This window comes from Pseudomonas sp. CAN1, from assembly GCF_030462585.1.
Classification (GTDB): Bacteria; Pseudomonadota; Gammaproteobacteria; order Pseudomonadales; family Pseudomonadaceae; genus Pseudomonas.
Map to the genome: position 1 here is coordinate 12,754 of NZ_JASMRU010000030.1, position 12,002 is coordinate 24,755.

Sequence of the window (12,002 nt, forward strand, 5' to 3'; positions counted from 1 at the left end):
CCCATTCATGACTTCCCTCGCCCTGCCCCGCGCCGAACAGCTCGCCCTGCAATTCGGCACCCCGCTGTGGATCTACGACGCCGCCACCATCCGCAGCCAGATCGAGCGCCTGAAGAGCTTCGACATCATCCGCTTCGCCCAGAAGGCCTGCTCCAACCTGCACATCCTGCGCCTGATGCGCGAACAGGGCGTGAAGGTCGATGCCGTATCCCAGGGCGAACTGCTGCGCGCCCTGGCCGCCGGCTACTCGTGCCGCGAGGATGAGTCCGAGATCGTCTTCACCGCCGACCTGCTGGACCGCGCCACCCTGGAAACCGTGGTCGAGCACGGCATTCCGGTGAACGCCGGCTCCATCGACATGCTTCGCCAGCTGGGCGACGTCGCCCCCGGCCACCCGGTGTGGCTGCGCATCAACCCCGGTTTCGGCCACGGCCACAGCAACAAGACCAACACCGGCGGCGAGCACTCCAAGCACGGCATCTGGCACAGCGACCTGCGCGCCGCCCTGGACGTGATCCGCGAGCGCGGCCTGCGCCTGGTCGGCCTGCACATGCACATCGGTTCGGGCGTCGACTACGGCCACCTGGCCCAGGTCGGCGAAGCCATGCTCGGCCTGGTGCAGCAGGTGAAGGATGCCGGCCACGACCTGTCCGGCATCTCCGCCGGCGGCGGCCTGTCCATTCCCTACCGCGCCGGCGACCCGGAAGTGGACACCGCGCACTACTTCCAGCTGTGGGACAAGGCGCGCCAGGCCGCCGAAGCCGTGGTCGGCCACAAGCTGCACCTGGAGATCGAACCGGGCCGCTACCTGGTCGCCCAGTCCGGCTGCCTGCTCAGCGAAGTCMGCGCCACCAAGGACGCCGGCCGCAACCACTTCGTGCTGGTGGACGCCGGCTTCAACGAACTGATGCGTCCGTCCATGTACGGCAGCTACCACGCCATCAGCGTGCTGGCCGGCGACGTCGCCAGCCGCGAGGTGATCGATACCGTGGTGGCCGGCCCGCTGTGCGAGTCCGGTGACGTGTTCACCCAGGGCGACGGCGGCGTGGTCATCCCCCGCGCCCTGCCGCGCACTCAGGTCGGCGACCTGCTGCTGATCCACGACACCGGCGCCTATGGCGCGTCCATGTCGTCGAACTACAACAGCCGCCCGCTGATCGCCGAAGTCCTGCTTGAAGGCACCGAGGCGAAGCTGATCCGCCGTCGTCAGCGTGTCGAGGAACTGCTGGCGCTGGAAGAAGACCTGGGCTGATTGCCGGGTTCACCTCGTTGCGACGCGACGCCGGGCTTACCGGCGTTTCGTAGGCATAGCTTCGTGGCGGATAACGCTGGCGCGTTATGCGCCCTACGGTCTGCGCCGTGCGGTTCGCGAGCAAGCTCGCTCCTACAAACAGCATTCAGGGGCGGGTGTATTGCCGGAGCTCGGAGTACGTCGCGGGGGATTTCGCGGACAAGGTCCGCTCCTACGACAAGACGTCCCGCAGCGCGTTGGCTTTGGCTTTGGCTCTCAAAGACTTCCAGAAAAACACCCGAGCACTCCGAATGGCCCCGTTCAGGAGGCCTCGTTGAAGCGGAGTTTCAGGGGTTGAGCGGCATGGATGCCGCGAGAGCCGCGATGGGCCAGGGATGGCCCTTCGCGGCGTGCCCCTGAAACTTCGTTTCAACGAGGGTATTTTTCGCCTAAGCGAAAAACCGGATGTCCGGGGCAAGACCTTTGCCTACTTTGGGGCGTTTGCCAAAGTAGGTCGCCCGAGGGGGCGAAACAGGAAGTTCGTGCGCATGCCGAAGCGGCGCATACACACCCAATCCGAAGCAAGAGCATCGCGGACAAGGTCCGCTCCTACAGGGTGCTCCTACCCGGCCAGACGGCAGGCACGCAGGCACGCAGGCAGCATGGGTATCGCAAGCTCCACCCATCCTACGTCGAGGAAATCCTGTGGCCACCGCAGAGGGCGGTTCGCGAGCAAGCTCGCTTCTACCAGCAGCCGGCCAGCCCTCGATGAAACGCAACGGCGTACAACCGCCAGCGGTTGTACGCCCTACCAGGGCAACCCAGCATTAGGCGTATGACGCACACCGTCATACGCCCAGACGATCAGCCTTCCGCCAGTACCACCTGCTCCGGCTCGCGCTTCATCAGCACGCGGCCGTTACGGATCGAGTACAGCGCCTTGGTCTGCTGGCGCACCGCCTCGTAGTCACTCTCCACCCCCAGCACCAGGAAGTTGGCCGGACGGCCGGCGGCGATGCCGTAGCGCGCGCCGAGGTTCAGCGCGCGGGCGCTGTTGTCGGTGACCAGGTCCAGGGCACGTTGCAGGTCGTCAAAGCCCATCATGTGGCAGATGTGCAGGCCGGCATCCAGCACGCGCAGGATGTTGCCGTTGCCCAGCGGGTACCACGGGTCCTTGATCGAGTCCTGGCCGAAGCAGACGTTCATGCCGGCGCGGTCGATCTCGGCCACGCGGGTCACGCCGCGGCGTTTCGGGAAGGTGTCGAAGCGACCCTGCAGGTGGATGCTCTCGGTCGGGCAGGAGACGAAGTTGATGCCCGAGCGCTTGAGCAGGCGGAACAGCTTGGAGCAGTAGGCGTTGTCGTAGGAGCCCATGGCCGTGGTGTGGCTGGCGGTGACGCGACCGCCCATGCCGCGCACGCGGGCTTCTTCGGCGAGCACTTCGAGGAAGCGCGAGTTCGGGTCGTCGGTCTCGTCGCAGTGCACGTCGACGAGGCAGCCGGTGCGTTCGGCCAGGTCCATCAGGAACTTGATCGAGCTGACGCCCTGCTCGCGGGTGTTCTCGAAGTGCGGGATGCCGCCGACCACGTCCGCGCCCAGGCGGATCGCTTCTTCCATCAGCTCGCGGCCGCCCTCGTAGGACTCGATGCCCTCCTGCGGGAAGGCAACGATCTGCAGGTCCACCAGGTGCCGCGCTTCTTCACGCACCTCCACCATGGCCTTGAGTGCGGCGAGGGTCGGGTCGGTCACGTCGACGTGGGTGCGCACGTGCTGGATGCCGTGGGCGGCCAGCATGCGGATGGTGGTGTGGGCGCGGGACTTGGTGTCCTCGTGCGTAATGGTTTCCTTGCGCTGGGCCCAGCGCTCGATGCCCTCGAACAGGGTGCCGCTCATGTTCCATTCCGGCTCGCCGGCGGTCAGGGTGGCGTCGAGGTGGATGTGCGGCTCCACCAGCGGTGCGATGGCCAGGTTGCCACGGGCGTCGATGTCGTCGCCGCTGGCGGCCACGGTGCCGGATTGCTGCACGACCTCGGCGATGACGTCGCCTTCGCAGCGGATGGTGAACAGGCCGGTCTGCTTGCGCAGCGAGGCGTTGATGATTTTCATGGGCTCGGAGGTCCTCTTCAGGCTATTCGTGGCGCGGCGCATTGGACATGCGCCAGATGAGCAGCGCCACGGAGGTATTCAGGCGGAATTGCGCGTCGTCCAGGGACTGGCCGCTGAGTGCTTCGATGCGCGCGATCCGCTGGTTCAGGGTGTTGCGGTGGATGCCCAGGCGCTGTGCCGCCCTGAGCGCATTGCCGCCCTCCTGGACGAGCGCGTCGAGCGTCTCGATCAGCAGTTGCGGCTGTTTGCGGCCCGCATCGTTGAGCGGGCCGAGGGTGTCCTTCATGAACTGCTCGACCACCACGCGATCGGGGATCGCCCGCAGCAGGCGCAGCACGCCCAGCTCACGGTAGTCGCAGCAGCCGGCGGGCGCCTGCATGCCTTCAGCGACGTCGAGCGCCTGGCGGGCTTCGAGCAGCGCGCGGGGGAATTCGGCGCAGGACTCGGCGCGGGCGGACAGTCCGAGATAGGCACGCAGCGGCGCCAGCTCCTGCTGCAACTCGGCAGCCAGGGCATGCAGCTCGGCGCGCTCGGCATCTGCCAACAGCAGGACGAACAGGTCGCCCTGGCTCACCACCGGCAGGCGCTCGGGGCGTTCCTGCTGCCAGTTCTCCAGATGGTCGAGCAGGCGCTGGCGGGTCAGTTGCAGCGCGCGCTCGGCTTCTTCCGGCTCCTGCTGCTGGAATAGCGTGTCGACGCCCGACAACCGCAGCGCCACCAGGCGCCGTGGCGTCTCCAGTGGCAGCTCCAGATGCTGGGCACGACGACGGACGATCTCCAGGCTCGGGTAATCGCCGCTGAGCAGTTGGCCAAGGATGTCGCGGCGCGAGGTCTTCACCTGGGTCATCTGCACCAGCGCGGTGCCGATCAGGTGGGTGACGATGACCATCTTCAGCGCGTAGGGCTGCTCAATCAGCGGCAGCCCTTCGGCTTCGGCCAGCAGCACCACGGATCGCGGGATACGCTGGATGAATTCGTCGCCAGTGAGGATGACGATGCCGGCGATGCCGCTGGCGACGCCTTCGCGCACCAGCTGCAGCAGGTTGGCTTCGTCACGGGTGTGGTTGATGCCGGTGACGAACACCAGTTCGCCGCCCATCACCCAGTCGGCGATGCCGACGTTCTCCGCCACGTAGGACCAGCGCACGCTGCGATGCACGTTGCGCGCGCCGGCCCGCAGCGCGAGGCTTTCCAGCCCCGGCAGGCGGAGGATTTCCTCGACGCTCAGGCTCAAGCGCGCGGCTCGGCCACCGGCGCGCGGGCACGGGTGACTTCGGTGAGGACGATGTAGCAGATGGCCGAAGCGGCGATGCCCACCAGCGGCGCGATCCACGGCGAGGCGTAGGCTAGACCTGCACCGACAGCGTAGGACACCAGACCGGTGACGTTGAACGCCGGGATGTGGTTGCCCACCAGCGCCGGGTACTCACCGCGGTTGCGGTACCAGTAGTCGGCCATGATCACGCCACCCAGCGGCGGGATGATCGAGCCCAGCAGCACCAGGAACGGGATCAGCCATTCGTACATGCCGCCGATGGCGAGGATGATGCCGATGCCGGCGGCCAGCAGGGTCATGGTCCGGCGACGCTCGCTGCGCACCAGGTGGCAGGCGGCGGCAGAGACGTTGTAGATGGTCGGGCCCTGGATGGTCCACAGGTTCAGGCAGAGCATGATCACCGCGGCGAAGGACAGGCCCTGCAGCACCATGACTTCGACGATGTCGGCGTTCTGGTAGACGATGGCGCACCAGGCGCCGGCGACGATCATCAGGCCGTTGCCGATGAGGAAGGCGACCACGCTGGCGATCACCGCGATGCGCCCGCTGCGGGCCATGCGGGTCCAGTTGGAGGCCTGGGTCGCGCCGCTGGCGAAGGTGCCGAAGACCATGGTCACGGCGGCGGAGAAGGTCAGGGTCTGGCTCGGTTCCTTCGCCAGCAGGCCGCTCCAGCCGCCAGCCTTGTCGGTGGCGATGACCATGGACGCCACCAGCAGGATGAACATCAGCGGCACCGACACGCGGGACATGATGTCCAGGCCCTTGAAGCCGATGATGGCGGTGATCGAGAACAGCAGGCCGAAGACCACCATCAGCGGGATGTTCAGCCACTCCGGCAGGGACAGCATCTTCACCAGCACGATGGCCACGGTGGCGGTGCCCCAGGCGTACCAGCCCAGTTCGGCGAAGCCGAGGAGGAAGTCGGACAGCTTGCTGCCGCGCTCGCCGAAGCAGAAGCGGCCCATCAGCACGGTGTTCAGGCCGCTGCGCGAGGCGATCAGGCCCAGGGAGGCGGCGTAGATGGCGAGCAGCACGTTGCCGATGAAGGCGACCCAGAGCATGTCGACGAAGTCGAAGGCCATGCCGATCTTGCCGCCGGCGAACATGGTGCCGGTGAAGAAGGTGAAGCTGAACAGGACCATGGCGATGGGCAGCAGGCCTTTGCGCCCTTCCCTGGGCGTCGCGCTCAGGGGGAACTCACTGGGGGAACTCATCGAGGTTTTTTTCATCGGGGGGCATTCCGCGAGGATTGGTTGAGGACTCCCGGCCAACGCAAATAGCGGGCCGGAAAAGCCAATCAGGAACGACGCGGAAATTTTGAGCATGTCGAACATTGTGAACTGTTCACAATGCACACTTCCGGTGGGTGTAACGGCGTTTCAAGATAGCTCAAATGTGCATTGTGCGGATTTTCAGGGCACGATGCAGCTTTTTCGCACCAAAAAAGACGAAACGCCTGACATCGATCACTGCCGTTCGGCAGAATTCCCGCCACGTGCGCCGCTTGCGGGCTGCACTTTCTCCCTGCGACACCCTGTCACCCCCAGACAAGGAAATGGCACGGACAACAAGTCCGCTGCAAACCGACGCAGGCAGACTCTCCTCAATGTTCCGTCCGCTGTCCGCCCCTGGCAGACGGCCCGATAACAACCGATAGCCCGCCAACAAGAAAAAGGGAGTACCCGCCAATGAGCGTCGCCAGGTTCCTCGCTCCATCGGTCCTCGCGCTGAGCACGTGCCTCGCGATGGGCGCAGCCCACGCCGAGCTGCCGACCGAGAGCATCGGTGAGAACGTCTTGCCGTTCCCGCCCTCTCCGCACCGCGCCTACATCGTCGATGTGGAGTTCGAGAACTTCATCGCCGGCCGCGTCACCGTGGTCGACCCCGAGCAGAAGAAGATGCTCGGCATGGTCAGCACCGGCTTCGTCGCTCCGTCCACCCTGAGCCACGACGCCAAGACCCTGTTCTCCGCCGATACCTTCTACTCCCGCGGCACCCGTGGCGTGCGCACCGACGTGCTGACCGCCTGGGACACCTCGAACCTGCGTCCGAAGTGGGAAGTGGAAATCCCGGCCAAGCGCGCCTCGATCCTGACCCAGAAGTACGCCCTGGGCACCAGCTCCGACGACCGCTTCGTCTACATCTACAACTTCACCCCGTCCACCTCGGTCACCGTGGTCGACACCCAGGAGAAGAAGGTCGCCAGCGAAATCGCCATCAGCGGCTGCGTGCTCAACTACCCGGTGGGCAAGCGCGCCTTCGCCTCGCTGTGCGGTGACGGCCAGCTGCAGATCACCAAGATTGGTGATGACGGCAAGGAAGTCGGCCGCAGCCAGACTCCCTTCTTCGACCCGAACAAGGAGAAGCTCAACGAACGCGGCCTGGCCGTGGGCGAGACCTACTTCTTCGTGACCACTGACGGCATGGTCAAGCCGGTAGACGTCTCCGGCGACAAGCCGAAGATGCTGCCGAGCTGGTCGCTGACCACCGACGAAGAGCGCAAGAAAGGCTGGGGCACCGGCGGCTGGCAGCTGATGGCCGTAGCGCCCAAGCTGAACCGCATGTACGTGCTGATGCATGAAGAGCACAGCGCCGGCAAATGGGAAGACCCGAGCCCGTTCATCTGGGTCTACGACCTGAAGACGCAGAAGAAGATCGGCACCCTGGAAGCGCCCAAGCCGGTGTGGAGCCTGCACGCCACCACCGACGACAAGCCGCTGCTGCTGGGCACCGACGTCGAAGGCGGCCTGCAGATCTTCGACCTGAAGACCGGCAAGTACAACGGCGCCATGGACAAGATCGCCAAGACGCCGATCCTGGTCCTGAGCCACTAAAACCACTCCGAGAGGTACGGATATGTTTTCCGATCCGATCCTGATCATCGCCAGTGCGGTGGCCGTTGCGGTGCTGCTCGCCAGCGCCGCCAGCCACAAGCTGCGCGCGCCGATGCGCTTCGCCCGCCAGGTCGAAGACTACGGCCTGCTGCCGGCCTCGCTGGTCGGCCCGGTGGCCCGCGTGCTGCCGGTGGTCGAAGGCGTCGTCGCCTTCGCCCTGCTGGTGCCGGCGAGCCGCCACGTCGCGGCCCTGGCCGCCACGGCGCTGATCCTGTTCTATGCCGGCGCCATCGGCATCAACCTCTGGCGCGGGCGCCGCGACATCGACTGCGGCTGCTCCGGCCCCGGCCAGATGCAACCGCTGCGCCCGGTGCTGCTGCTGCGCAACGCGATCATCGCCGCGCTCGCCCTGATCGCTTCCTGCGCTCCGCAGGCCCGCGAGATGGGCGTGTTCGACGCCTTCGTGATCCTCGCCGCCAGCGCTGTCGCCCTGCTCCTGTATGCCGCGGCCGATGGCCTGCTGGCCAATCATCCTCGCCTGCTCAAACTCATCGGAAGGTGAACAAATGGAAGGTCTGATCGTTTCCAACATTCTTCTCTGGGTGCTGCTCATCGCCCTCGCCTTCACCGTCATGGCGCTGGTGCGCCAGATCGGCGTCCTCCACGGCCGCATCGCGCCGGCCGGCGCGCTGATGGTCGACAAGGGCGTGGCGGTCAACGAGCCCGCCCCCAAAGTCACCGCCGCCGACCGTCACGGTCGTCCGGTCAACTTCGGCTATGAAGGCGAGCGCGGCCAGCTGCTGTTCTTCCTCTCGCCGACCTGCCCGATCTGCAAATCGCTGCTGCCGGCGATCAAGTCCATCGCCAAGGACAAGGCCGGCGAGCTGGAAGTGATCTACGTCAGCGACGGCGACATGGCCGCCCAGCAGGCGCTGATCGCCGAGCACGGCCTGGAGAAATCCGCCTACGTGGTCGGCCCGGAAGTCGGCATGACCTACCAGATCGGCAAGCTGCCCTACGCCGCGTTGATCGACAGCAAGGGCATCCTGCGCGCCAAGGGCCTGGTGAACTCCCGTGAGCACCTGGACAGCCTGTTCGAGGTCGAGCACCTGGGCAGCGCCACCCTGCAGCAGTACATGAATGGCACCGGCCACGTGCACACCCACGACGCCAGCCACGGCCACAGCCACTGATCACGGAGAGAACAAGAATGAAATTCCTCGACAACCTGTTCGAGCGCTCCTCCCGCCAGGTGGCCAACGTCACCTCGCGGCGCAAGCTGCTGGGCCGCTTCGGCTCGCTGCTGGTGGCCGGCGCCGCCCTGCCGATCATCCTGCCGATCGACCGCACCTCCAAGGCCCTGGCCGCCGAGGCGCCCAAAGCCGGCGATCCGGGTGACCCGAACAGCTGCGACTACTGGCGCTACTGCTCCATCGACGGCTTCCTCTGCACCTGCTGCGGCGGCACCACCACCTCCTGCCCGCCCGGCACCGATGCCTCGCAAGTGACCTGGATCGGTACCTGCCGCAACCCGGCGGACGGCAAGGACTACATCATTTCCTACAACGACTGCTGCGGTAAGCACAGCTGCTCCCAGTGCGCCTGTACCCGCAACGAGAGCGAGGAACCGCTGTACCGTCCGTTCAACAACAACGACGTCAACTGGTGCCTGGGCGCGGAATCGCGCATCTACAACTGCACCGTCACCATCATCCGCGGCGTCGCGGTCTGAAGTCGGGAGAAAAGCCCATGCGCAGTCTCGTTGTCGGCGCCCTGCTCTGCAGTCTGGTCGCCCCCATCGCTCAGGCCCGTGCGATCCCCGATCCGCACCAGCGCCCGGCGCCCGGCAACGAGGAGGTGCAGAAGCCGATCTCCCAGCAGAGCTACACCCCGGCCACCAACTACCAGCTGCAATGCGCCGGCTGCCACCTCACCGAAGGCAGCGGCAGCAAGGCCAACGACACGCCGCGCCTGCACGGCTTCGTCGGCAACTTCCTGAAGGTGGACGGTGGCCGGCAATTCCTCGTGCGCGTACCGGGCATGTCCCAGTCCGCGCTAAACGACGCGCAACTGGCCGACCTGCTCAACTGGCTGCTGCGCAAGGAGGGCATGGCTGGCGCCAGCATGCCCGCCGAGTTCAAGCCCTACACCGCCGAGGAAGTCAAAGCCACGCGCTACCAGGCCCTGATGAACCTGCCCGGCACCCGTGCCGGGTTGATCCAGGAAATGCGCAAGCAGGGCATCACCATTACCGATGGGATGAGCGATGCGTACTGAGTGATTGCTTCGGCGGCTTGCCCGCCGATTGGTTTGCCTCCGCACTGATGCCCGCAGCTCCTGCGGGCTTTTTTATGCGCAACGATTTTCCAGAGCGGCATCGGCCATTTGTAGGAGCGAGCTTGCTCGCGAACGGATTCCCAGGTTGCTTCGGCGTCAAGCGGTTCGCGAGCAAGGACTGGGCGTCCCCCTCGGTCCTACGAAGAGCCCCTGCATACCCACCGTCGTGCGAGGAATCGATGGGTATCGCTGCGCTCCACGCCATCCTACAACGGGGCTCCCGGCGACTCGGTGCAACCTGTAGGAGCGCGCCATGCGCGCGATCGCGGACAAGGTCCGCTCCTACATTGGAGCGCCGAAGCCCTGCCCCGTAGGGCGCATAACCTGGAACAGGTTATCCGCCGCTCACCAACGACGGCGGATAACGCTGGCGCGTTATGCGCCCTACGGTCATGAACCTCAGCTGCTCTCCCGCACCATCAACTCGAACCCCAGGTCCATCACCGGAGCGCTCACCGGCTTGTCGTTGATCAGGTCGAGCAGGCGCTCGGCTGCGTGGCTGCCGATGGCCTTGCGTGGGGTGCGGATGCTGGAGAGGCGCGGGACCATGAATTCCGAGCTGGGCAGGTCGTTGAAGCCCAGCACTGCCACCTGTTCGGGGATGCGGATGCCGTGGCGCATGGCTTCCAGCAGAGCGCCGTGGGCCAGGTCGTCGTTGCCGAAGAAGATGCCTTCCACCTGCGGATGGCTGGCCAGCAGCTGGCGGAACAGCTCGCCGCCCAGGCCCACCGAAGATGGGCGCGGCGTGAGGACTTCCAGCGCCGGGTCGTAACAGCCGGCCTGCTGCAGCGCGCGGCGGTAACCCTCGCCACGCAGCAGGGTGCGCTGGTCCAGCTGGGCGCCGATGTAGGCCAGGCGCTTGCGTCCGCTCTTGAGCAGGTGTCTGGCTGCGGCCTCCCCCGCGCGAATCTGTGAGAAGCCGACGCAATGCAGCCCCGCACCGGGGTCCAGGTCCATCATGTAGACCGCCGGCACGCCGCTGGCCTCGATCATCCGGCGGGCGCTCTCGGTGCGGTCGAAGCCGGTCAGCAGCAGGCCGCGCGGCTGGTACGCGAGGTAGTTGCGCAGCAGGTTCTCTTCTTCGTCGCGGGAGTAGTGGTAGTTGCCGATCAGCACTTCCAGGCCGCGCGGATGCATCACCGCATGGATGGCTTCGAGGGTTTCGATGAACAGCTGGTTCGCCAGCGAAGGCACCAGCACCACGATGTTGTGGCTCTGCTTGGAAGCCAGCGCACGGGCGGCGGGGTTGGCCACGTAGCCCAGGTCGGCGGCGGCCTGGCGGACCTTTTCCGCCAGCTCCTCGGCCACCGTGCTCACGCCGCGCAGGGCGCGCGAGGCGGTAATGGGGCTGACGCCAGCGCTGCGCGCCACATCGTTGAGGGTCGGTTTGCCGGTGGTACGTGAACTTCTGTCGTTTTTCTTATCGTTCTTCTGGGCGGTCATCGGGCGGCTTGCCAAACAAAAATCGAGGCACTAAGGTAGCGCTGTCTCGCAGCCAGGGCAATTGCCTGAGGCCGGCTCCCGCTGGTCCCTCGCCCGCCGGTGAAACATACTCACCGAGAGCACCGGGACACACCGACTAGAATGACAAGAATACGGAGGCAGCCGATGCTTTTCGTTACGCCCACCAAAGATAGCGCTGTCTCAACACCGAGGCCCTGCATGCTCCCCGCCATCGATGCCGTCCTCATCATGGGTGTCGCCGGATGCGGCAAATCCAGCGTCAGCGAGGCCCTGTGCTTGCGCAGCGGCGCGTTCGCCATCGAAGGCGACTCCTTCCACCCCGAAGCCAACATCCAGAAGATGAGCGCCGGCATCCCGCTGACCGACGAGGACCGCGCCGGCTGGCTCGATACCCTCGCCGCCCAGCTGCAGCAGGCCATCGCCGCCGGCCAGCGCCCGGTGCTGACCTGCTCCGCGCTCAAGCTCATCTACCGCGAACGCCTGCGCCGCGCCGTGCCCGGCCTGGGCGTGGTGTTCCTGGAACTCACCCCGGAAACTGCCGCCCAGCGCGTCGCCACCCGCCCCGGCCACTTCATGCCGGCCAGCCTGATCGACAGCCAGTTCGCCGCCCTCGAAGTGCCGACCAGCGAGCCGCTGACCCTGAGCCTCGACGCCACCCGCCCGCTCGACGAACTGGCGGAAGCCGCACACCTCTGGTGGCGACAGCACTCCAACGACTGACCCGATAGCGCCTGCCCTCGAAAGATAGCGCTAT

At 66.1% G+C, this 12,002-nt stretch carries 11 protein-coding genes; 7 read left to right on the forward strand and 4 right to left on the reverse strand.

Annotated features, from left to right (window positions below; translation table 11 throughout):
- Positions 1-7: 7 nt before the first annotated feature.
- Complete coding sequence (gene lysA / locus QO207_RS25945) at positions 8-1,252, forward strand: diaminopimelate decarboxylase (RefSeq protein ID WP_301535131.1); 1,245 nt, start codon at positions 8-10, stop codon at positions 1,250-1,252.
- 843 nt (positions 1,253-2,095) lie between these two features.
- On the opposite strand, the gene codA is transcribed toward lysA, so the two are convergent.
- From codA to codB, 3 genes are read right to left on the reverse strand one after another with little or no spacing between them, the layout of a single operon-like run.
- A complete protein-coding gene (codA, locus tag QO207_RS25950; RefSeq protein ID WP_301535132.1) occupies positions 2,096-3,337 on the reverse strand; it encodes a cytosine deaminase in 1,242 nt (413 codons plus the stop codon).
- A 22-nt stretch (positions 3,338-3,359) separates the two neighbouring features.
- Positions 3,360-4,571 (reverse strand): PucR family transcriptional regulator, encoded by a 1,212-nt coding sequence (locus QO207_RS25955; RefSeq protein WP_301535133.1) that lies wholly within the window; start codon positions 4,569-4,571, stop codon positions 3,360-3,362.
- On the reverse strand, positions 4,568-5,827 hold the full coding sequence (codB, locus tag QO207_RS25960) for a cytosine permease (RefSeq protein WP_301535134.1): 1,260 nt from the start codon (positions 5,825-5,827) through the stop codon (positions 4,568-4,570). Before codB ends, QO207_RS25955 begins: the two co-directional genes overlap by 4 nt.
- 531 nt (positions 5,828-6,358) lie before the next feature.
- Here codB and QO207_RS25965 point away from each other — a divergent pair.
- From QO207_RS25965 to QO207_RS25985, 5 genes are read left to right on the forward strand one after another with little or no spacing between them, the layout of a single operon-like run.
- On the forward strand, positions 6,359-7,447 hold the full coding sequence (locus tag QO207_RS25965; RefSeq protein WP_301535135.1) for an amine dehydrogenase large subunit: 1,089 nt from the start codon (positions 6,359-6,361) through the stop codon (positions 7,445-7,447).
- Positions 7,448-7,469: 22 nt separating this feature from the next.
- A complete protein-coding gene (locus tag QO207_RS25970) occupies positions 7,470-8,009 on the forward strand; it encodes a MauE/DoxX family redox-associated membrane protein (protein WP_192296067.1) in 540 nt (179 codons plus the stop codon).
- Positions 8,010-8,013: 4 nt separating this feature from the next.
- The gene (gene mauD, locus QO207_RS25975) at positions 8,014-8,640 is read left to right on the forward strand and encodes a methylamine dehydrogenase accessory protein MauD (protein ID WP_301535136.1); all 627 of its coding nucleotides are present in this window, start codon (positions 8,014-8,016) and stop codon (positions 8,638-8,640) included.
- A 17-nt stretch (positions 8,641-8,657) separates the two neighbouring features.
- Positions 8,658-9,179: a methylamine dehydrogenase light chain gene (locus QO207_RS25980; RefSeq protein ID WP_045217996.1), complete on the forward strand. Its 522-nt coding sequence runs from the start codon at positions 8,658-8,660 to the stop codon at positions 9,177-9,179.
- A gap of 17 nt (positions 9,180-9,196) precedes the next feature.
- Positions 9,197-9,724, forward strand: coding sequence for a cytochrome C (locus QO207_RS25985; protein WP_301535137.1), 528 nt, complete (start codon positions 9,197-9,199; stop codon positions 9,722-9,724).
- A gap of 459 nt (positions 9,725-10,183) precedes the next feature.
- On the opposite strand, the gene QO207_RS25990 is transcribed toward QO207_RS25985, so the two are convergent.
- The gene (locus QO207_RS25990; protein ID WP_301535138.1) at positions 10,184-11,227 is read right to left on the reverse strand and encodes a LacI family DNA-binding transcriptional regulator; all 1,044 of its coding nucleotides are present in this window, start codon (positions 11,225-11,227) and stop codon (positions 10,184-10,186) included.
- Between the two features lie 219 nt (positions 11,228-11,446).
- Here QO207_RS25990 and QO207_RS25995 point away from each other — a divergent pair, with 219 nt between their 5' ends.
- Positions 11,447-11,968, forward strand: a complete 522-nt coding sequence (locus QO207_RS25995) for a gluconokinase (RefSeq protein WP_138215819.1) — start codon at positions 11,447-11,449, stop codon at positions 11,966-11,968.
- Positions 11,969-12,002 lie beyond the last annotated feature (34 nt).

Coding starts and splice junctions, on each gene's coding strand:
- QO207_RS25995 (WP_138215819.1), top strand. CDS start 11,447: ATGCTCCCCGCCATCGATGCCGTCCTCATCATGGGTGTCGCCGGATGC.
- QO207_RS25965 (WP_301535135.1), top strand. CDS start 6,359: ATGGGCGCAGCCCACGCCGAGCTGCCGACCGAGAGCATCGGTGAGAAC.
- QO207_RS25980 (WP_045217996.1), top strand. CDS start 8,658: ATGAAATTCCTCGACAACCTGTTCGAGCGCTCCTCCCGCCAGGTGGCC.
- QO207_RS25990 (WP_301535138.1), bottom strand. CDS start 11,227: ATGACCGCCCAGAAGAACGATAAGAAAAACGACAGAAGTTCACGTACC.
- codB (WP_301535134.1), bottom strand. CDS start 5,827: ATGAGTTCCCCCAGTGAGTTCCCCCTGAGCGCGACGCCCAGGGAAGGG.
- mauD (WP_301535136.1), top strand. CDS start 8,014: ATGGAAGGTCTGATCGTTTCCAACATTCTTCTCTGGGTGCTGCTCATC.
- QO207_RS25970 (WP_192296067.1), top strand. CDS start 7,470: ATGTTTTCCGATCCGATCCTGATCATCGCCAGTGCGGTGGCCGTTGCG.
- codA (WP_301535132.1), bottom strand. CDS start 3,337: ATGAAAATCATCAACGCCTCGCTGCGCAAGCAGACCGGCCTGTTCACC.
- QO207_RS25985 (WP_301535137.1), top strand. CDS start 9,197: ATGCGCAGTCTCGTTGTCGGCGCCCTGCTCTGCAGTCTGGTCGCCCCC.